General features: G+C 67.3%; 18 protein-coding genes, 3 pseudogenes and 1 riboswitch. Of the genes and pseudogenes, 19 read left to right on the forward strand and 2 right to left on the reverse strand.

Annotated elements, in window-relative coordinates; all coding sequences use genetic code 11:
• Positions 1-71 precede the first annotated feature (71 nt).
• The 17 genes and pseudogenes from A5622_RS20355 to A5622_RS20435 all read left to right on the forward strand — a co-directional run.
• A pseudogene (locus A5622_RS20355) lies at positions 72-1,055 on the forward strand (S8 family serine peptidase); the annotation flags it as partial.
• A gap of 19 nt (positions 1,056-1,074) precedes the next feature.
• On the forward strand, positions 1,075-2,283 hold the full coding sequence (gene eccE / locus A5622_RS20360) for a type VII secretion protein EccE (protein WP_066880853.1): 1,209 nt from the start codon (positions 1,075-1,077) through the stop codon (positions 2,281-2,283).
• Entirely contained in the window at positions 2,280-4,112 is a 1,833-nt protein-coding gene (gene eccA5, locus A5622_RS20365; RefSeq protein WP_066872655.1) for a type VII secretion system ESX-5 AAA family ATPase EccA5, read from the forward strand. Before eccE ends, eccA5 begins: the two co-directional genes overlap by 4 nt.
• Before the next feature lie 125 nt (positions 4,113-4,237).
• A riboswitch (M-box (ykoK) riboswitch) is annotated at positions 4,238-4,413 on the forward strand.
• Between the two features lie 282 nt (positions 4,414-4,695).
• Complete coding sequence (locus A5622_RS20370) at positions 4,696-4,995, forward strand: PE family protein (protein ID WP_066880855.1); 300 nt, start codon at positions 4,696-4,698, stop codon at positions 4,993-4,995.
• Positions 4,996-5,013: 18 nt separating this feature from the next.
• Positions 5,014-6,195, forward strand: a complete 1,182-nt coding sequence (locus A5622_RS20375) for a PPE family protein (protein ID WP_066880857.1) — start codon at positions 5,014-5,016, stop codon at positions 6,193-6,195.
• 19 nt (positions 6,196-6,214) lie between these two features.
• Positions 6,215-7,426 carry a PPE family protein gene (locus A5622_RS20380; RefSeq protein WP_066880859.1) on the forward strand — a complete coding sequence of 404 codons (1,212 nt, stop codon included), beginning with the start codon at positions 6,215-6,217 and terminating at the stop codon, positions 7,424-7,426.
• A 17-nt stretch (positions 7,427-7,443) separates the two neighbouring features.
• Positions 7,444-7,779, forward strand: coding sequence for a DUF732 domain-containing protein (locus A5622_RS20385; RefSeq protein ID WP_066872668.1), 336 nt, complete (start codon positions 7,444-7,446; stop codon positions 7,777-7,779).
• Positions 7,780-8,872: 1,093 nt separating this feature from the next.
• The gene (locus A5622_RS20390) at positions 8,873-10,138 is read left to right on the forward strand and encodes a PPE family protein (protein WP_066880861.1); all 1,266 of its coding nucleotides are present in this window, start codon (positions 8,873-8,875) and stop codon (positions 10,136-10,138) included.
• 66 nt (positions 10,139-10,204) lie between these two features.
• Entirely contained in the window at positions 10,205-11,608 is a 1,404-nt protein-coding gene (locus A5622_RS20395) for a PPE family protein (protein WP_066872673.1), read from the forward strand.
• A 39-nt stretch (positions 11,609-11,647) separates the two neighbouring features.
• On the forward strand, positions 11,648-11,971 hold the full coding sequence (locus A5622_RS20400) for a DUF732 domain-containing protein (RefSeq protein ID WP_066872676.1): 324 nt from the start codon (positions 11,648-11,650) through the stop codon (positions 11,969-11,971).
• A 105-nt stretch (positions 11,972-12,076) separates the two neighbouring features.
• Positions 12,077-12,403, forward strand: coding sequence for a DUF732 domain-containing protein (locus A5622_RS20405; RefSeq protein ID WP_066872679.1), 327 nt, complete (start codon positions 12,077-12,079; stop codon positions 12,401-12,403).
• Positions 12,404-12,569: 166 nt separating this feature from the next.
• Positions 12,570-13,811: a PPE family protein gene (locus tag A5622_RS20410; RefSeq protein WP_082994645.1), complete on the forward strand. Its 1,242-nt coding sequence runs from the start codon at positions 12,570-12,572 to the stop codon at positions 13,809-13,811.
• Between the two features lie 86 nt (positions 13,812-13,897).
• On the forward strand, positions 13,898-15,292 hold the full coding sequence (locus A5622_RS20415; protein WP_066880865.1) for a PPE family protein: 1,395 nt from the start codon (positions 13,898-13,900) through the stop codon (positions 15,290-15,292).
• Positions 15,289-15,606 (forward strand): DUF732 domain-containing protein, encoded by a 318-nt coding sequence (locus tag A5622_RS20420; protein WP_066872689.1) that lies wholly within the window; start codon positions 15,289-15,291, stop codon positions 15,604-15,606. Before A5622_RS20415 ends, A5622_RS20420 begins: the two co-directional genes overlap by 4 nt.
• Positions 15,607-15,726: 120 nt before the next feature.
• Complete coding sequence (locus tag A5622_RS20425; RefSeq protein ID WP_066872826.1) at positions 15,727-16,443, forward strand: MgtC/SapB family protein; 717 nt, start codon at positions 15,727-15,729, stop codon at positions 16,441-16,443.
• A 78-nt stretch (positions 16,444-16,521) separates the two neighbouring features.
• Positions 16,522-17,475 (forward strand): sterol desaturase family protein, encoded by a 954-nt coding sequence (locus A5622_RS20430; RefSeq protein WP_066880867.1) that lies wholly within the window; start codon positions 16,522-16,524, stop codon positions 17,473-17,475.
• A gap of 94 nt (positions 17,476-17,569) precedes the next feature.
• Positions 17,570-18,247 carry a hypothetical protein gene (locus tag A5622_RS20435; protein ID WP_066872695.1) on the forward strand — a complete coding sequence of 226 codons (678 nt, stop codon included), beginning with the start codon at positions 17,570-17,572 and terminating at the stop codon, positions 18,245-18,247.
• Positions 18,248-18,272: 25 nt separating this feature from the next.
• Here the strand turns inward: A5622_RS20435 and A5622_RS20440 are convergent, their stop codons facing one another.
• Positions 18,273-18,734 (reverse strand): nitroreductase family deazaflavin-dependent oxidoreductase, encoded by a 462-nt coding sequence (locus tag A5622_RS20440; RefSeq protein ID WP_066872698.1) that lies wholly within the window; start codon positions 18,732-18,734, stop codon positions 18,273-18,275.
• A 117-nt stretch (positions 18,735-18,851) separates the two neighbouring features.
• On the opposite strand from A5622_RS20440, the gene A5622_RS20445 reads away from it, so the two are divergent.
• Entirely contained in the window at positions 18,852-19,535 is a 684-nt protein-coding gene (locus A5622_RS20445) for a TetR/AcrR family transcriptional regulator (protein ID WP_066872701.1), read from the forward strand.
• Positions 19,536-19,668: 133 nt separating this feature from the next.
• Positions 19,669-19,875 (forward strand): annotated as a pseudogene (locus A5622_RS20450) (VOC family protein); the annotation flags it as partial.
• Here A5622_RS20450 and A5622_RS28515 read toward each other — a convergent pair.
• A pseudogene (locus A5622_RS28515) lies at positions 19,869-20,032 on the reverse strand (VOC family protein); the annotation flags it as partial. The pseudogenes A5622_RS20450 and A5622_RS28515 overlap by 7 nt on opposite strands.

Consider the following 20,032-nt stretch of genomic DNA (forward strand, 5'->3'; position numbering starts at 1 on the left):
TCGCCGAGCGGGTGCTCGGCCTACCCCGAGAGGTGAAGGGATGAGCCTGTCCGAAGCCCCGAAAGAGATTGCCGGACGCGTTCAGCGGGGTGGCTCCGGACGTCGACATCATCGCGATCCGGCAATCCAGCCAGGCCTTCGGCCTCAAGGACGCCTACACCGGTGACGAGGATCCGCAGACCTCGGCGAAGATCGACAACGTGCAGACGATGGCGCGGGCGATCGTGCACGCCGCCAACATGGGGGCTCAGGTCATCAACATCTCCGACGTGACCTGCATGAGCGCGCGCAACATCATCGACCAGCGCTCGCTGGGCGCGGCGGTGCGCTACGCGGCCGTCGACAAGAACGCCGTCATCGTGGCCGCCGCGGGTGACACCAGCAAGAAGGACTGCAAGCAGAACCCGCCGCATGATCCGTTGCAGCCCAACGATCCTCGCAACTGGAACGCGGTCACCACGGTCGTGACGCCGTCCTGGTTCAGCGACTACGTCCTGACGGTCGGCGCCGTGGACAACGACGGCCGCCCGCTCAGCCAGGGCAACCAGGGTCAGGCGTCGACGAGCGTGGCCGGGCCGTGGGTCGGGATCGCCGCACCGGGAACGGACGTCATCGGTCTGTCGCCCCGCGACGACGGGCTGATCAACGCGATCGACGGACCCGACAACACGCTGCTGGTCCCGTCCGGCACCAGCTTCTCGGCGGCGATCGTGTCCGGGGTCGCCGCGCTCGTGCGGGCGAAGTTCCCGCAGCTATCGGCGTATCAGGTCATCAACCGATTGACGCGCACCGCCCGGGCGCCGGCACGCGGCGTGGACAACCAGGTTGGTCACGGCGTCGTCGACCCGGTCGCGGCTTTGACCTGGGACGTGCCCGACGGTCCGGTGAAACCGCCGCAGCAACTGTCGGCACCCCTGAACATTCCGAAACCCATGCCGCACCGGGATATGGTGCCAGTGTGGGTGGCCGCCGGCGGCTTGCTGGGGGCGCTACTCATCGGCGGCGGAGTGTTCGGTACGGCGATGCTGATGAAGCGATCGCGGAAACAGCAATAGGGGCGGAGCAGCAACACTCATGAAGGCTCAGCGCAGATTTGGGTTGTCGTTAACGTGGCCGCGGCTGACCGCGGTGTTCTTGGTCGACGTGGTGATCATGGTGGTGGCCAGCCACTGCCCCGAGTCCTGGCAGGGCACGTATCGCATCGCGTTCTGGGTGGGCGTCGGTCTGGCCCTGCTGGTGACGCTGCTGTCGCTGGTCACCTATCACGGGCTGACGGTGACCTCGGGGTTGGCCACGTGGCTGTGGGACTGGTCCGCCGACCCGGGTTCGGCGCTGGCCGCCGGCTGCACCCCGGCCCTCGACCACCAACGCAAATACGGGCGCGACACGGTCGGCGTGCGCCAGCACGACGGCCAGTTGGTCACGGTGATCACGATCAACGGGGGTGACGAGGAGTCGGCCTCGCGGCTTCGGCACCGCAATTCGCCCCCCACGCTGCTGGTGTCGGCGGTCGCGTCGGGCCTGCGCCAGTTCGACATCCACCTCGACGACATCGACATCGTGTCGGTGAAGGTCCGGCGCGGCGGCCCCGAAGCCAGAGCCGCGGAGTTGTCCAAGCTGGACGACTGGGGGCCCGAAGAGTGGGAGGTGGCCCACGACCAGCCCACCTCCTACATTCGCCGCACCTGGCTGGTGTTGCGGATGAACCCGCAGCGCAACGTCGCCGCCGTGGCCGCCCGCGATTCGCTGGCGTCCACCCTGGTGGCGGCCACCGAGCGGCTCGCCCAGGACCTCGACGGGCTGACCTGTGCGGCCCGGCCGTTGACGGCCGACGAGCTCGCCGAGGTCGACCGGGCGGTGCTGGCCGATCTGGAACCGACCTGGAGCCGTCCCGGGTGGCGACGCCTCAAGCACTTCAACGGTTTCGTCACCAGCCTGTGGTTGTCGCCGTCCGACATCACCACCGAGAAGCTGGACGAGCTGTGGGACGACGAGACCGTCGCGACCGTGCTGACCATCCGGCTCACCTCGCGCGGCGGCCGGCCGCAGGTATCGGCTTGGGTTCGCTACCACACCGAGAAGCGGTTGCGCAGGAACGTCGCGTCGGGGCTCAACCGTCTCACCGGACGCCAGCTGGCCGCGGTGCGCGCCAGCCTGCCCGCCCCCACGGCGCGCCCCCTGCTGGTGGTGCCGAGTCGTCCACTGCGCGCCGACGATGAAGACCTTGCGTTATCCGTCGACCAGCTGCGAGGGAGCTCGGCGGGCGTACCTGTAGCGCAATGACGAGGCCGCAATCCACCGCTGAAGGCGCCCGCAACGCGATGGTCGCCGGCCTGTTGGCCTCCGGCGTCTCGGTCAACGGGCTGCAGCCCAGCCACAACCCGCAGGTCGCGGCGCAGATGTTCGCCACCGCGACCAACCTGGATCCGGGCATGTGTGACGCCTGGCTGGCGCGAATCCTGGTGGGGGAGCAGAGCATTGACGTGCTCTCCGGCGCGTGGTCGGCCATCCGGACGTTCGGTTGGGAGACTCGCCGCCTCGGGGTCACCGAGCTGCAGTTCCGTCCCGAGGTTTCCGACGGGCTGTTCCTGCGGCTGGCGGTGACCAGCGTCGAGACGTTGGCGTGCGCGTACGCCGCGGTCCTGGCCGAAGCGAAACGCTACGAGGAAGCCGCGAAACTCATCGACAGCGTCGAGCCCCGCCAGCCCGTCGACGAGGAACTCGTCAGCTACGTACGCGGCGTGCTGTACTTCCGCACCGCTCGGTGGCCGGATGTGCTCAACCAGTTCGCCGAGGGCAAGAGTTGGCGGCAGCCCGAGCTGAAGGCCGCGGGTGCCGCGATGGCCACCACGGCGCTGGCTTCGCTGGGTGTGTTCGAGGAGGCCTTGCGCCGCGGTCAGGACGCCATCGAAGGTGACCGGGTGCCCGGCGCGGCCAACATCGCCCTGTACACCCAGGGGATGTGCCTGCGGCACCTCGGCCGCGAGGACGAGGCCGTCGAGTTGTTGCGGCGGGTGTACTCGCGAGACCCGAAGTTCACGCCGGCCCGCGAGGCGCTGGACAACCCCAACTATCGGCTGGTCTTGACCGACCCGGAAACGATCGAGGCCCGCACCGACCCGTGGGACCAGGACAGCGCGCCGACCCGGGCCGAGACCGAGGCCGCTCGTCACGCCGAAGAGGCGGCGAAGTACCTGGCCGAGGGCGACGCCGAGCTCAACGCCATGCTGGGCATGGAACGTGCCAAGCGCGAGATCAAGCTCATCAAGTCGACGACCAAGGTGAACCTGGCGCGCGCCAAGATGGGCCTCCCGGTGCCCGTGACCTCGCGCCACACGCTGTTGCTCGGACCGCCCGGCACCGGAAAGACCTCGGTGGCAAGGGCTTTCAGCAAGCAGCTGTGCGGGTTGACCGTGCTGCGCAAGCCCGTGGTGGTGGAGACCAGCCGCACCAAGCTGCTGGGGCGGTACATGGCCGACGCGGAGAAGAACACCGAGGAGATGCTCGAGGGCGCCCTCGGTGGCGCGGTCTTCTTCGACGAGATGCACACGCTGCACGAGAAGGGTTACCAGCAGGGTGACCCGTACGGCAACGCGATCATCAACACGCTGCTGCTGTACATGGAGAACCACCGCGACGAGCTGGTGGTCTTCGGCGCCGGTTACGCCAAGGCCATGGACAAAATGCTGGAAGTGAATCAGGGTCTGCGACGGCGGTTTTCGACCGTCATCGAGTTCTTCAGTTACACCCCGGACGAGCTGGTCGCGCTGACGCGGTTGATGGGCCAGGAGAACGAAGACGTCATCACCGATGAGTCGGCCCAAGCGTTGCTGCCGTCGTACACAAAGTTCTATCTCGACGAAAGTTATTCCGAGGACGGCGATCTCATCCGCGGCATCGATACGCTCGGCAACGCCGGTTTCGTGCGCAACGTGGTGGAGAAGGCCCGGGATCACCGCAGTTTCCGTCTGGACGACGAGGACCTGGATGCGGTGCTGGCCAGCGACGTGACCGAATTCAGCGAACGTCAACTGCTGCGGTTCAAGGAACTGACGCGGGAGGATCTGGCCGAGGGTCTCAGCGCGGCGGTCGCCGAGAAGAAGGCGGACTAACCGGGTCCTGGCCCGTCCGGTGGCCGCCATTGCGCGCGGCCCCCAGGTGAAGGGCGCGTGAACCGTTGGGGATGCGTTGTCCTTCAGCTTGACTCGACGACCGCCGAGTGCCACCATGGCCAATGCAAGCACCTCGCTAGGTGAGGCGTCTGCACGGACATAGGCCACTGACCTCGAACGTCGAAAGACGCCCAGGGTCAGGACAGCTCTTCCCGGATTAAGGGTTGAGCCCAAGTGGCTTCCGGCTTCAGGTAGCCGGATACGCCGTGTGGTGCCGAAGCTCTGACGAGAGGGGTGCCGCAGCCGGCCGTTTCGCCTGGTTGCTCCTCCCCGTGTGCACCGTGTGGCACCCCTGCGTGCCCTGGCTTGGAGGAGGTGAGAGCGACGTGAGTCCCGACGACAGTCCGTATTCCAGATCGATGACCATTTCGCTTCGATCCGACCTCGGCATCGATATTTCCTGAATTGGCTTGTAATTAGCCACCTTTCGTAACGCGCGCGCTCACTGACGTGTGGCGCTGATGCGCGCCCCGGCGCGGCCAGGGATCCTGGCTCGCCTCCTTTCTTGGTGGGGAGATTTGTGATGAACTTTGTTACCGCACAGCCGGATTCGCTGGCTGTGGCCGCCAGCCGGCTGCAAGAGATCGGTTCGGCGCTGACCGCGCAGAGCTCGGCCACCGCGGCCCCGATGACCGGGGTGGTGCCTGCCGCAGCGGATGTGGTGTCGATGCTGACGGCGGCGCAATTCGCCGGACACGGCCAGCTGTTCCAGGCGTTGAGCGCCCAGGCAGCGGCGCTGCACGAGAACTTCGTGATCACCTTGCAGGCCAGCGCCGGCTCGTATGCGGCCACCGAGGCCATCAACGCAGCCTCGGCCCGCTGAAATCGTTGGGAATGCATCATGTTGGATTTTGCGGCGCTGCCGCCGGAAATCAACTCGGCCAGAATGTATTCCGGGCCCGGATCGGGCCCAATGCTGGCCGCCGCCGCGGCATGGAGCACGATGGCCGCGGAGATGCGCTCCGCCGCAGCCGCTTACGGGTCTGTGGTGACCGAACTGACCGGTTCGGGTTGGCTGGGGCCGTCCTCGATGTCGATGTTGGCCGCGGCCGCGCCCTATCTGGCCTGGCTGGACGGCACCGCCACGCACGCCGAGGAGGCCAGCGGCCAGGCGTTCGCGGCAGCGTCCGCCTTCGAGTCGGCCTTTGCCATGACGGTGCCACCGCCGGTGATCGCGGCCAACCGCGCTCAGTTGGCCGCGCTGGTGGCAACCAATGTGTTCGGCCAGAACACGCCCGCGATCGCGGCCACCGAGGCGCAGTATGCCGAAATGTGGGCGCAGGATGCGGCCGCGATGAACGGCTACGCCAGCGCTTCGAGCACCGCGTCCCGACTGGCTCCGTTGGCTGCGCCGCCGTCCACGGCGAATACCGACGGGGCGGCGGCGCAGGCGAACACCGTGGCCCAGGCGGCCCAGACGCCGGCGGGTTCGGTGCAGTCGGCAGTGTCGTCGGGCGGGGGCGGTATCTCGTCGCCCGGTTCGGTGTCGTCGTATCTGGCCGGCCTGCTGAGCGGATCGGATAGTTCCGCTTTCGGTACGTTCACGAACGGCAACTTCTTCAGCACGGCCGTGGTCAATGGCGCGCTGGCCGGCGGTCCCTTCAACCCGCAGTTCATCATTTCCTCGGTCCAGGGCGTCCTGGCGGCCCAGCATGCGACGACGCTGGGGGGCCTCGCGGATTTCGCCGCCGACGCCGAAGGCATCACGAGTGCCGACCTGGCGCCGAGCACGGTGGGGTCGGCCGGCCTGGGCGGCGCGTCTGGCGGGGTGGGCAATGCGCATCTGGTGGGGTCGCTGTCCGTGCCGCAGAGCTGGACGTCGACGGCCAATATCAACCTTGGTCAAACGGCCGTCCAGGCCACCGGCGTCACCGGCCTCACCGACACGACGGCAGCCCCGGCCGCGGGCGGGCCCGGAGGTGTCGCGGGGCCGGTGGGTAGTACCGGTCGGCGACTGCGCCGCGCCATCCCCAAGTACGGGTTCCGGCCCGTCGTCATGCCACGTCCGCCGGCCGCCGGCTGAGAACTCTGGAGAAGATGTCATGTCGCTATATGCGGGATTGCCACCCGAAATCAACTCGGCCAGAATGTATTCCGGCCCCGGCTCGGAATCGATGCTGACCGCCGCCGCCGCGTGGAACGCCATTTCCGCTGAAATGCGTTCCGCTGCAACCAGTTATGAATCGGTGGTTGCGGCGCTCACCAGCGAATCCTGGTTCGGACCGTCCTCGGCGAAAATGTCGGCGTCGGTGGCACCGTTCGTCGAGTGGCTCAACAACACCGCCGTCCAGGCGGAGCAGGCCGGTACGCAAGCCAACGCCGCCGCGGCCGCATACGAGGCCGCGTTCGCCGCAACCGTGCCCCCGGCCCTCGTCGCGGCCAACCGCACGCAGCTGACCAACTTGGTGGCGAGCAACCTGTTCGGCCAGAACACTGGATTGATCGCGGCCAACGAGGCCCAATATGGCGAGATGTGGGCGCAAGACGCCGCCGCGATGACCACCTACAGCACCGCCTCGCGCGCGGCAACTCAAATGACGCCGTTCCAACAGCCGCGGTCCGGCACCACCAGCGGCGGCATCGCGCAGCAAGCCGCCACGGTCGCTCAAGCCAACGCCGCGACCGGCGCCGGCGACCCGTCCGGGGGACTGCTTGCATGGCTGGGACTCGCGCCCAACACCAACGGCTCCGGCCAGCCCGGGCTGGCGGGACTCATGAACTTTTTGGATGGATCCGACGGCAACGTATTTGGGAGCTTCCTCAACAACGCCTCGGTCGCAAACTTGTCCAACGCGTTTACCACCAGCGGGTTGTTGAACCCGACGTCGTTCGTCGATTCGGCGGTCAACATGAATTCCATCTCGTCCTTGAATGCGGTAGACGCAAGCACGTCGGGACTGGGGGTGCTGGCCGCCGGCCTTGGGGGCACCGCCAACCTGGCGTCGGTGACCGCGCCCGGCGTGGCAGCGGTAGCCGGCGTCGGACAGGCGAGTCTGGTCGGGGCCCTGTCGGTTCCGCCGGCCTGGGGTGCGGCTGGAGCGGCAATCACGCCAGTGGCGGCGACGACCCAAGTCGGCCTAGGCGCTTACCACGGGTTCGGCTCTGCCACCCCGATGGTGATGGAACAGGCCGGGGCAGTCGGCATGCCGGGTGTGCCGCTGGCGGGCCTCCCCGGTGGGCACGAGGACGAGTTCTCCGAGCCGATGTACGGGTTTCGCCCCCGCATCATGGGTCGCCCACCGGCCGCCGGATAAAGAGAGGGAATTCCGACATGAGGTACCTACCGATTCTGACCGCCGTCATTGCCGTGGTCGGCACGGCAATACCAGCGCACGCCGACTCCGACGACGACGCATTCCTTGCCGCGCTCAACAAGGCGGGTATCACCTACTCGAACCCCGACCGCGCGATAAAGGCGGGGCAAAAGGTATGCGACTTGGCCAACTCAGGGACCACGGAGCTCGACATCATCAGGGACGTCCATGAGCTCAACCCGGCGTTTACCGCAGCAAAATCCGCCCTTTTCGTCCAGGCCGCCGCCAGCGCCTACTGTCCCGACCGTCTCTCCACCAGCGATGGCGGAACGAACCCGCACAGCAGTGGCTAACGCCCACACCGGAGGCTGACGAACGCCGGGTGGCGCGTCGCTGACGTCGTCGCCCTGCCCAATCCGCTCCGGGGGACGGGCCGGCTTCGTGATGCCCCGGCCGTCGATCCCTTATCCGGCGCGCGATCCACAATGGCGGGCTGTTCGGCAACGTCTCATCGTCCGTTGTCGCTGCTTCCAGTGAGACCGGAAGTCGGCAGTGATCTGCAGAAACGGCCTTCCAGGAAACTGCCAGTAGCTAATCAGTGCTACAGCAGAGTGACCGCGTCTACTCGTATGAGGGAACCTGAGGAGAACGGTTGTGACGATCATTTATCAGTTCGGCGCTATACCTGCCCGAGGTGCTTTGATCCGCGCCCGGGCCGCGCTCTCGGACGCCGAATATCGGGCCGTCGTTCGTGATGTGCCGGTTACTACCGGTGCCGTGGCGCGCCGCTGCTCGGCTCGCCAGTCGGAAGGTCACCACGGGCGTCGGTCCTTAAGTTCCAGTTACCTTCCGCGGCAATGCCGGAATGTCCGGGGCGCTATTCCGACGGTCCGCACAATATCGCGCTTAATGATTTCTTGAACCGATATAGGAGGTTGTGAAGATTCGCGATCGGAGACAACAGCGGTAGCTTCTGAGCGTAGTTTATAGCGTCGGCAACGGTGCCGGCTACGCATTCAGAATACGCGAGTTAGACATTCACGGATTGAGTTGTATCAAGCCGTCGGTCGATGCTGCCCACATTTGGCTTTACCACGTGATTTACACCACTAACTCAACGTTGCTATGCAGCGTTCTCACACTGGTCAAGCCGTTGCAAACACATTTGTTTAACAAACGTTTACCTGATGGGAACGCCCACCGAATAAGCGTTGGTCAGCATCGTCAGTGCAATAGCAGCGTGGCTTGACCAGTTGTTCATATGCCATTCGGGCATCCATTTACAGCTAGGAGCGGTATGGCTTTGTTGCCTGCAGCACATGAGGTTTGTACATGTGTCTTATAACAATTCCGTCGCACTCCTTGCGAGGTGTCGCCATTGTGTCGATGTCGCGGCCATGGAGCGCTGCGTGCGCCAGCCGCCAGATGAGGGATCGGAGGCCCTAGATGTTGGATTTCGGGGCTTATCCGCCGGAATACAACTCGGGGCGGATGTACGTCGGTGCGGGCTCGGGGCCGCTGCTGGCCGCTGCCGCGGCATGGGATGAATTGGCCGCCGAGCTGCAAAGCACCGGGGCGTCGTACAGCTCGACCATCGAGACGCTTGCAACGGGACCGTGGACGGGACCATCCTCGATCGCCATGGCGGCCGCCGCCGCACCCTACGTGGCCTGGATCCATGCCACCGGCGCGCAAGCCGAACAGGCAGGCGCCCAAGCCAAACTCGCGGCCGGCGCCTACGAGGCCGCCTTTGCCGCGACGGTTCCGCCGCCGGTGATCGCCGCCAACCGCGCCCTGCTCGCGACGTTGATCGCGACCAACATCCTCGGCCAGAACACGCCGGCGATCGCCGCCACCGAAGCCCACTACATGGAGATGTGGGCGCAGGACGCCGCCGCGATGTACACGTACGCGGCCACCTCAGCTAGTGCCGCTCAGCTGACCCCGTTCGTCGAGCCCCCGCGGACCACCAACGATTCGGCGGGCCCCACGCAGGCGGCCGCGGTCGCCCAGAGCACCGGGCAGTCAAGCTCGAACACCGCCAGCCACCTCGCGCAACTGAGCAGCACGATGCAGCCCGCGGCGCAGGCCGCGAGCAACGCCAGCAGCACGACAACGGCGGCGTCCGGTTCGTCACTCACCCTGCCGAGTGCGATAACGAATTGGAACGAGTTCTGGTCGGTCGCCACCGGGCCGTTCTCCCCGCAGTCCTGGACCAGCATCCCGGGCGGTCCATTCCTGTCATTCGGCCAGGCCTACGCCTGGGGGCAGAACGGGCAAGGCGCCGCCGCCTATCTGGCGGGGCCCAAGGCCATTTCCGGGGCGTTGGCGCCGCTGACCAGTGGCGCCAACGCCGTCAAACCCGTGCTCAGCTCCGCGGTCGGGACGGGGCAGGTATCCGGGTCGATGGGCAAAGCCGCTCTGGTGGGCAGCATGTCGGTGCCGCAGGGCTGGACCGAGGCCGCCCCCGCGATCCGAACCATCGCCCAGGTGCTGCCCACCAACATGGCCGCGGCGCCGGCCGCACTGGCCGGTGAAGAGGGCGTGTTCAGCCAGATGGCCCTGTCCAGCCTGGCCGGACGCGCCGTCGCAGCCGCCGCAACCCGGCCCGCCGGCGGTGCCGCCTCGGCAGCGGGTTCGCTGGGCGGCGTTGCCGCCGAGGCCGATCCGGCCGCGGCCACCATCATCGTGATCCCGTGCATCGAGGAGTGATCGCGATGACGCAATCGCACGGCAGCCAATCACCGACCGTCCGGACGCGAAGGTAGGGGTACGAAGATGTTTTACGGAGCCTTTCCACCCGAGTTCAATTCGGGCCGGATGTACAGCGGTCCGGGCGCGGGGTCTTTGGTGGCCGCGGCGACGGCCTGGCAGAACCTGGCCACCGAATTGCAGTCCACCGCAACGTCTTACTCGTCGGTGCTCTCCAGCCTGACGGCCGGGCCCTGGGTGGGACCGTCATCGCTGGCGATGGCGAGCGCGGCCGCCCCGTACGTCGCCTGGATGCAGCAGACCGCCGCGCAGGCCGCCCAATCCGCGATCCAGGCCACCGAGGCCGCGGCCGCCTACGAGACCGCCTTCGCCGCACACGTGCCGCCGGCGGTGATCGCCGAAAACAGGGCCCTGCTCGCACAGCTGGTGGCCACCAACCTGTTCGGGCAGAACACGTCGGCGATCGCCGCGAATGAGGCCCAGTACAGCGAGTTCTGGGCTCAAGACGCCACCGCCATGGACACCTACTTCGCCTCGTCGGCGACGGCGTCCAACAACCTGACGGAGTTCAGCCCGGCGCCCAAGACCACCAACGAGGCGGCCGAGCCGATGCAAGCGGCCGCGGTGAGTTCGGCGGCCAGCACCCCCGCCGCCAACGTCGCGAACACCGCGGCAAGCGCCGCCACGACCACTCTGCCCTACAGCGGATTGTTCTCGGGCCCGGCGAACCTCGCCTATCTCTACAACCAGTTCGTCACAAATCTTTTGAACGGCCTGCCGGGCGGGTCGAGCTTCTATACGGGCTTGTACAACGCCGTGAAGGTGCCGCTAGGCCTGACCACGCAGTTCAACGACATCGGGTTGCTGGTCAACTTTCCGTTGTCGCAATGGCTCAAGTTCGCCCCGCCCATCGGGTATGGGGCGCTGCCGAAAGACGCCCTGGGCGCCGGGCTGGGGGCGTTGGGCTTCGGCCGCGGCACCCTGTACAGCTCGATCACCCCGATCGCCGGCATGGGCAACGCCGGCACCCTGGTCGGAAAGCTGTCCATCCCGCCGAGCTGGGCCACGTCCACCCCGGCCATCAGAACGGTTGCGGCCGCGCTGTCGGCGGCCGGAACCGAAGCCGTGCCCGCGGCCGCGCTGGGCCAGGGGAGCCTGTTCAGTTCGATGGGGCTGGCCGGGATGCTCGGTAGCGCCGTCGGCTCCGGTGGACCCACGGTGGCGCGTGCCGGTGTGCGCAACCGGATGACTCCCATCAAGGACCTCAAAGACAAGCAATCACCGGAACAGCTGAAACGCCTTGTCGCACAGATCTCGGAGCAGCCTGAAACCGTCCAGCACCACAACGTCGATCAAGAGAACCTCGACGCGCTGCTCGAGCAGCTGGCCAAGAAGCCGGGCATCCACGCGGTGCATCTGAAGAAGGGCGACAAGTCAAAGGTCATACCCGCCGATGCCCAATTGGGTTGAGCGGCACGGACAATCCGCCACGACGGAAAGGTGATAGCGATGAAAAGACTACTGGCGTTGCTTGGCGTCGTTGTGATGATCGGGTTGGCGGCACCGGCGTACGCGGATCCTCCGCCGGTGCCCGACGGGGACGACGGCGGCTTCGTCGCCGCGCTGCAGCAGGCCGGCTTCAGCTTCAGCAGCCCGGGGTCGGCCGTCGCCGCCGGCAGGGCGGTGTGTTCGTGCTTGAACAACGGCGAGTCGGGCCTCGAGCTGGTCCACGACGTGAAAACCCACAATCCCGGGATGGACATGGAGATGGCGTCGAATTTCGCCGTGCTTTCCGCGAAGTACTACTGCCCCCACCAGCTTTCCAAGGCCTGACGCCCGCCCGCGGCGCTGACCTGTGAAACACACTGCAGCTCAACATGTCTGCGAAGCGCCGCGCGCCGCTGCGGTCATCTCCTGAACATGGGACAATCACCGGTCATGAGACTGCTGCTCGCGCTCGGCGTCGGCGTTTCGGCCGCGATCGCGCTGGCCCCGCTCACCCATGGCGACCCGGCGGCACCCGGCGTCGACGAGGCCGGTTTCCTCGCCTCGCTGCGCAGCGCGGGCATCACCTACTCGACCCCTGACGGGGCGATCAAGTTCGCCAAAGCGGTGTGCGTGTCGATGGGCAACGGCGAATTCGGCCCGCAAATGCTGGACGAGCTCAAGAGTGAAAACCCCGGGCTCACCAATGATCACGCCACGTCCTTCCTGGCGATCGCGGCGAAATACTATTGCCCGCAGCAACTCTACGCAAAACGCTGACCTAGCGACGGCGGGTTCGACCGCGGCGGAGCACCTCTCCAATCACATGAAACATAGATATGTTCCGCCTGTGAATCCCATGAATTCCATTTGAGCCGGAGCTTGTTTGCCGGCTGGTGGCGTATGCGCTCCTACCCTGGCGCCAGAGGAGGACGGGAGGCAACGGGTGGACTTTGGGGCGCTGCCACCAGAGGTCAATTCGGGACGGATGTACGTGGGCGCCGGATCGGGGCCCTTGCTGGCCGCCGCCGCGGCATGGGATGCGCTGGGAGCCGAGCTGTATTCCTATGCGGCGGCATACAGTTCGACGATTTCGGGCATGACCATCGGGTCCTGGTTTGGACCGGCGGCGACGTCGATGAGTGCCGCCGTCGCCCCGTATGTGGCATGGGCAAACCAGTCCGCTGCCCAGGCGGAACAGGTCGCGATGCAGGCAAGGCTCGCTGCCATGGCCTACGAGACCGCGTTCGCGGCGACCGTGCCCCCACCGGCGATCGCCGCCAACCGCAGCCTGTTGATGACGCTGATCGCCACGAACATCCTCGGCCAGAACACCGCGGCCATCGCGGCCGCCGAAGCGGAGTACGCCGAGATGTGGGCCCAGGACGCCGCCGCGATGTATGCCTACGCCGCCGCGTCGGCTGCGGCCACCCAGTTGCCGCCCTTCGCTGAGCCGCCGCCGACGACTGATTCGTCCGCGGTGGCGAGGCAATCCGCAGCGCTGGCGCAGAACGCCGCGTCGGACGTCGCATCCCAGCTGCCGGCGCTGATCGACGCGCTGCCCACGATGCTGCAAGGCCTGGCGTCGACCCCTTCGGCGGCGGCGGCGACGCCGGCGGCATCGATCATCGAAGCCATTTACCCCATCACCGCCGCCCTCAGGCCATTTTTCGCCGCCATCACCGGCGCCTACAGCCCCATCGGGGCGATCATCTTGCCCGGCGGCTGGTGGCTGCTGTCCCTGCAGGCCTTAGGGCTGGCCCAGAACGCGCCGGGTGTCGCCGAACTGCTCGGCGGCGGGAAGGCCATCGCCGGCGGGTTGTCGCCGCTGGCTCCGTTGCGGGGCGGCTACGTCTCCGCGGTGACACCAGAGATCGGGGACGTAGCGGGGTCCATGGGCCGCGCGACCCTGGTCGGATCGCTGTCGGTCCCGCAAGGCTGGGCCGCAGCCGCGCCCGTGATGAAGACAGTCGCCTCGGTACTGCCGAGCGCGAGTACGGGGCCAATCCCGACGATCCCCACGACGCCGCAAGGGGTGATGTTCGGCGAGATGGCCGCGGCGAGCCTGGCCGGACGCGCTTTGGCGGGCGCCGGTGTGCGCACCGTCAGCAATGGCACCACCGGCCTCGCGGCGGCGGCTGATGGCGTTGCCACCACGGCCACAATCATTGTGGTACCGGCGGATTGAGCGGACCTTCGACATGACACCTCGGACGGCACCGAACCATCGCACCATGGAGAACGCGCCATGCCCGCTTTGACCAGGGCGCCGCGATGAATTTCGCTCTCCAGCCACCCGAGATCACCTCTGGCCAGATGTACCTGGGTCCGGGGGCGGGACCGATGCTGACGGCCGCCGCCGCGTGGGACGCGTTAGCGGCCGAATTGCAGTCGGCCGCATCGTCTTACAGTTCGGTCATCGAGGGGCTGACGAACGAGGCGTGGGCCGGCCCGTCGGCGGTCGCCATGGCCGCCGCCGCCGCGCCGTACGCGGCCTGGATGTCGACGATCGCGGCGCAGGCGAAGACGGCGGCCATCCATGCGACGGCGGCCGCGGCGGCCTACGAGAGCGCCTTCGCGGCGGTGGTGCCACCGACCGCGATCGCGACCAATCGCGCACGATTGGCAATGCTGTTGGCCACCAACGTTTTCGGGCAGAACACCACCGCGATCGCCGCAACCGAGACCGAATACGGCGAAATGTGGGCGCAGGACGCCACCGCGATGTTCGGCTACGCCAGCGCGTCTGCCGCCGCCACCCGGCTGACCCCGTTCACCGAGCCACCCCAGACCACCAACGCGACGGGAATCGCCGCCCAGTCGGCCGCGGTGGGCCAGGCCAGCGCTTTAGCAAGCAGTACCGGTGCGGCCGCGGACGCCGCGTCCCCACCGTCGGGCATCATCAGCCAGCTACTCGAGGCCCTCGGCAGCGCTTCCCGCGGCTACATGGAGTTCTGGGACCAGGTGCTCAACACCCTCACGGGTTCCCCGCTGGCCGGCACGACGTGGCAGAACACCTTCGGCATCCTCGCCGACATCGGCCGGTTCAGCACGGTCGCCAACGACAGCATGAGCCCGATCAACCTCGCCATGACCGAGTTCAAGATGTTCTACAAAGTCCCGGTCGAGGGCATGGAAATCCCGAAGTCCGCCTTGGGTGCAGGGCTCGGTCTGCGGTCGGCCGGCGCGGGCCTGACCGGCGCGGTATCAGCCGGCGTGGGCGAGGCGAACGTTGTGGGCAAATTGTCGGTGCCGCCGACCTGGGCCTCGGCGACCCCGGCGATCAGGCTCGCCAGCAGCCTTCCGGCCGCCGGTCTGGCCGCGGCCCCCACCGCCGCGATCCCAGGCAGCCTGCTCGGTCAGATGGCGCTGGGCAGCCTGACCGGGGGCGCCCTCGGCGCTGTCGCGCCGCAAGTAGTGGGCGGCAGAGGCGTCCGGGCCGGCGGTGCCACGAAGAGCACCGCCCCCGTCAAACTCGACGACGTCATCGCGAAGCTGCAAAAGCAACCGGAAGCCGTGCAGCACTGGAATGTCGACAAGGCCGGCCTGGACGCTCTGCTCGACCAACTGTCGACAAAGCCCGGCATCCATGCGGTGCACGTGTCCAGTGGTGACAAGCCCACGGTGACCCCGCCCGACGCCCCGGTCAGGAGGGCGCGAACGGTATGAGACTCCTACTGGCGCTGCTCGGCGCCATCGGCACGATCAGCTTCGCGGCGCTCGCGCATGCCGAGCCCGAGGGGGACGATGGGGCGTTTCTGGCAAACCTCGACAGTTCGGGCATCACCTACAGCAGCCCCGGCCAGGTCATCGCGTCCGCGAAAGCCGTGTGCGGCTTGCTGGGCAGGGGTGAAACGGGTTTGCAGGTCGTCAGCGACATCAAGGATCAAAACCCCGGCATGACGATGGACGCTGCGGCCAAATTCGCGGCGCTCGCGTCGAGCGCCTACTGTCCGCACCACCTGACGCCCAAAACCGGTTAGCCCGGGCTCGCCGTTCGCGGGGGATACTCCCGACGTCGGCGATTCGGTCGGCTCCACTTGCCGTTAACCCGGATCTGGTTAGCTCCCTTCGCCGTCTTGCAACCGGGAAGGAGCGTGTCGTTGGAGACGTTGAGCGCCCTCGATTTCGCGCTCCGGCTCGGCGTCGGCGTCGGCTGCGGCGCCCTCATCGGCCTGGAACGGCAATGGCGGGCGCGTCGGGCCGGGCTGCGCACCAACGCGCTGGTCGCCGGAGGCGCCACCCTGTTCGTCCTGTACGCGGCCGCCACCTCCGACAGCAGCCCGACGCGCGTCGCGTCCTATGTGGTGTCCGGTATCGGATTCCTCGGCGGTGGGGTGATCCTGCGGGAGGGCGTCAACGTACGTGGCCTGAACACGGCCGCCACATTGTGGTGCTCGGCGGCGATCGGCGTGCTGGCGGCTTCCGGGCACCTGGTGTTCGCGCTGATCGGCACCGCCACCGTCGTCGGCATTCATGTCCTGGGACGCCCGCTCGGCCGGCTGATCGATCGCGACAACAGCGCCGAGGAAGACGAAAGCCTGCTGCCGTATCTGGTCCAGGTGATCTGCCGTCCCAAGCACGAGAAGTACGCCCGCGCCCAGATCGTCCAGCATGCCGGCAGCAACGACATCACGCTTCGCGGGATCCACACCGGCAACCCGGACGGCGACGAGGTCGCGCTGACCGCCCACCTGCTGATGAACGGCGATGCCCCGGCGCGGCTGGAGCGGCTGGTGGCCGAACTGTCGCTGCTGCCCGGCGTCCGCGCGGTGCAGTGGTATGCCGGGGACGAAGCGCAGTCCGACGATCGTCGCTGATCGACGCGCCACCGCGGGGCGGCGCCCGACCGACCAGGGCGAGGTGAATACCGCGGCGCTCGTCGTAGTCTTACCTGTGTGAGCGCTCTCTCAGGCTTCCTATCCGCGCTGCCTCCGCAGATGCGGGATCCGGTGCTGTTCGCCGTGCCGTTCTTCCTGCTGCTGTTGACCCTCGAATGGACCGCCGCCCGAAAGCTGGAACATCTGACGGCCGAGGGAGCCGACGCCGTCGACGCCGCGCGGCCGGCGTCGGGAGCGCACCTGACCCGCGACTCGATGGCGAGCATTTCGATGGGGCTGGTGTCGGTGGCCACCACCGCCGGCTGGAAGACGCTGGCGCTGTTCGGCTACGCGGCGATCTACGCCTACGTGGCGCCCTGGCAGCTGCCCGCGACCCGTTGGTACACCTGGGTGATCGCGATCCTCGGTGTGGACCTGCTCTACTACGCCTATCACCGGATCGCGCACCGCGTGCGGTTGATCTGGGCGACGCACCAGGCCCATCACTCCAGCGAGTACTACAACTTCGCCACCGCGCTGCGCCAGAAGTGGAACAACAGCGGCGAAATCCTGATGTGGATCCCGTTGCCGCTGTTGGGGATTCCACCGTGGATGGTGTTCTTCAGTTTTTCGCTGAACTTGATCTACCAGTTCTGGATCCACACCGAGCGCATCGACAAGCTGCCGCGACCGTTCGAGTTCGTCTTCAACACGCCGTCGCACCACCGGGTGCACCACGGAATGGACAAGGTGTATCTCGACAAGAACTACGGCGGCATCTTCATCGTCTGGGACCGGCTCTTCGGCACCTTCCAGCCCGAGCTGTTCCGGCCGCATTACGGGCTCACCAAGCGGGTGGACACGTTCAACATCTGGACGTTGCAGACCCGCGAATACGTCGCGATCGCCCGCGACTGGCGCTCGGCGACGCGCCTGCGTGACCGGTTGGGGTACGTGTTCGGTCCGCCGGGCTGGCTGCCGCGGGCGGCCCGTCCGGCCGACGCCACCACCCCGCTCGTGACCTCGCTGTAACATTTGCGCGGGCCGGCGCGAAAAGCTGAGCGTGGAGGAGGGTTACGCCGTAACCCCCGCCTCCCGTCAGTATCGGCCCGATGGATCGGAGTTCATGGTGCATCGACTGGCAACGCGCGCATTCGCCGCGTCGACTACTGTCGCAGCGCTCGCCTCCTTGCTGCCGGCCGCGCAGGCCAAAGCCGACGTCATGGTGTACCCGGGCATGGAGATACGCCAGGACAACCGGGTGTGCACGCTCGGCTACGTCGACCCCGCTCTCAAGATCGCATTCACCGCGGGCCACTGCCGTAGCGGGGCCGGAGTGGTGACGGACCGGGGCGGCGCCGTCATCGGCCGGATGGCGGCCTTCCGGGACAACACGCCCAGCGGGACGACGGTGTCCACCAGCCAGACGATCAGCGACTACGAAGCGATCGTGCTGGACAACAGCGTGACGGCGAACAACATCCTGCCGGGCGGTCGGCCGCTCGTCTCCGACCCCGGGCTGGCGCTCGCGCCCGGACAGCCCGTCTGCCATTTCGGCGTGATCACCGGGGAAACCTGCGGGACGGTGGAAAGCGTGAACAACGGCTGGTTCACCATGTCGCACGGCGTGCAAAGCCACAACGGCGATTCGGGCGGACCGGTGTACCTGGCGCCCAACGGCGGCCCGGGACAGATCGTCGGGATCTTCAACAGCGTGTGGGGTGACTTGCCCGCCGCGGTGTCGTGGGGGGCCACGTCGCAGGAGGTCCGCGAGGATCTCGGCGTGCGCGACAACGCGCACTAGGTCATTGCGTGCGCGACAACGCGCACTAGGCCAAGCCGGCCGCGCCGATCGGGGTCAGCGCGAACACCGGAATCGAGGGAGCGGCGGCGCGGAACTGCTCGTCGGTGCTGTCCGGGGTTAATCCGGCGACGTACCCCTTGACCTGCCAGTACCACCGGGCCAGATAGCGCCTCAGCAGCTCGGGCTTGGCCGCGTCATCGACCTCGCTGACCCGGAGGCTGCGCCGGTGCCAGCGGGGGCCCACCTCGACGACGGCGGCCGCCCGGACATTGCGGGCCCACTGGGTGTTGCCGCGCGGGGAGACCAGGTAGTCGACGCCGTCGACGGTCAGCAGGTTGATCACGACGGCGCGCGGCTTTCCGGTTTTGCGACCGCGCACCCGCAAGGCCCGGGTGCCGGCGATGCTGATCCCCGCTTCGGCCAGCCAGCGGATGACCCGGTTGGCGGCGCGCGCGGCCCGGTTCGGTTCTTCGTATCGCGTGGACATGTCGTGGCCTCTCAGCAATCCCGTCGAAACGAGAGCGATGCTCTCTGTTTTGACGATGCTGCCACGACCCGCCGCGGAAAGCAAGAGCGGTGTTCTCGGTCGTGACAGACTGGCGGCGTGGGCAAACGCCAGGAATCGCGCGAGCAGATCGAGGCGCGCATCATCGAACTCGGTCGCCGCCAGTTGGTCGACCGCGGCGCCGCTGGACTGTCGGTGCGTGCGATAGCCCGCGACCTGGGCATGGTGTCCTCGGCGGTGTACCGCTACGTGTCCAGCCGCGACGAACTGCTGACCCTGCTGCTCGTCGACGCCTATTCCGACCTGGCCGATGCCGTGGATCGCGCCCGTCAGTCGGTCGGCGACCTGTGGAGCGACGATGTCGTCGCCATCGCGCGAGCCACCCGGGAGTGGGCCGTCGCGCACCCGGCCTGCTGGGCCCTGCTGTACGGCAGTCCCGTGCCCGGATATCACGCGCCGCCCGAGCGCACGGTTGCGGTGGGTACCCGGGTGGTGGCGGCGCTGTTCGACGCGGTCGCGGCGGGAATCGCCACAGGTGACATCCGGCTAACCAATGATGTTGCCCCGCAACCGATGTCGTCGGACTTCGAACGGATCCGTCAGGAATTCGGGTTCCCCGGTGACGACCAGGTGCTGGCCAAGTGCTTTTTGCTGTGGGCGGGTGTGCTCGGCGCCATCAGCCTCGAGGTGTTCGGGCAATACGGCGCCGACACCCTGACCGACCCGCAGGGCGTCTTCGAGGCCCAGCTGCGGCTGCTGGTGGACGTACTGAGCCGGCACTGACGGGCGCGGCGGCCGCCGGCAAACCATAATTAGAACGTGTTCACCCGGTGAGCAGGCGGCCGGAGCAGCCGCCCACGGCAAAGTCATTCGGGCCCTTTCTGGCGGCCCGGCGGCTGGACTATTGTGCGAGACGATGACGCTTCCCCTCGAATCACCGACGCAGATTGCCTGGGTCACCGGCGACCTGGATGCCACCGAAACGGCCCTCACCGGCCTGTTAGGGGTGCGCAAGTGGGTGCGCATACCCGAGGTGCACTTTGCTCCGGAGGCGTGCAGCTACCGCGGCGAGGCCGCCGACTTCTTTGCCAGCATCTCGCTGAGCTACCTCGGCGACATGCAGACGTGGTGCAAACCCGGCCCGCGCTCGGACAGGAAGTCACTATAGATGTTCTGGCCGCGGACCGGCTGGATCAGTTCTAACTGCATGTCGCCGAGGTAGCTCAGCGAGATGCTGGCAAAGAAGTCGGCGGCCTCGCCGCGGTAGCTGCACGCCTCCG

The organism is Mycobacterium sp. 1245801.1 (genome assembly GCF_001673055.1).
Classification (GTDB): domain Bacteria; phylum Actinomycetota; class Actinomycetes; order Mycobacteriales; family Mycobacteriaceae; genus Mycobacterium; species Mycobacterium europaeum_A.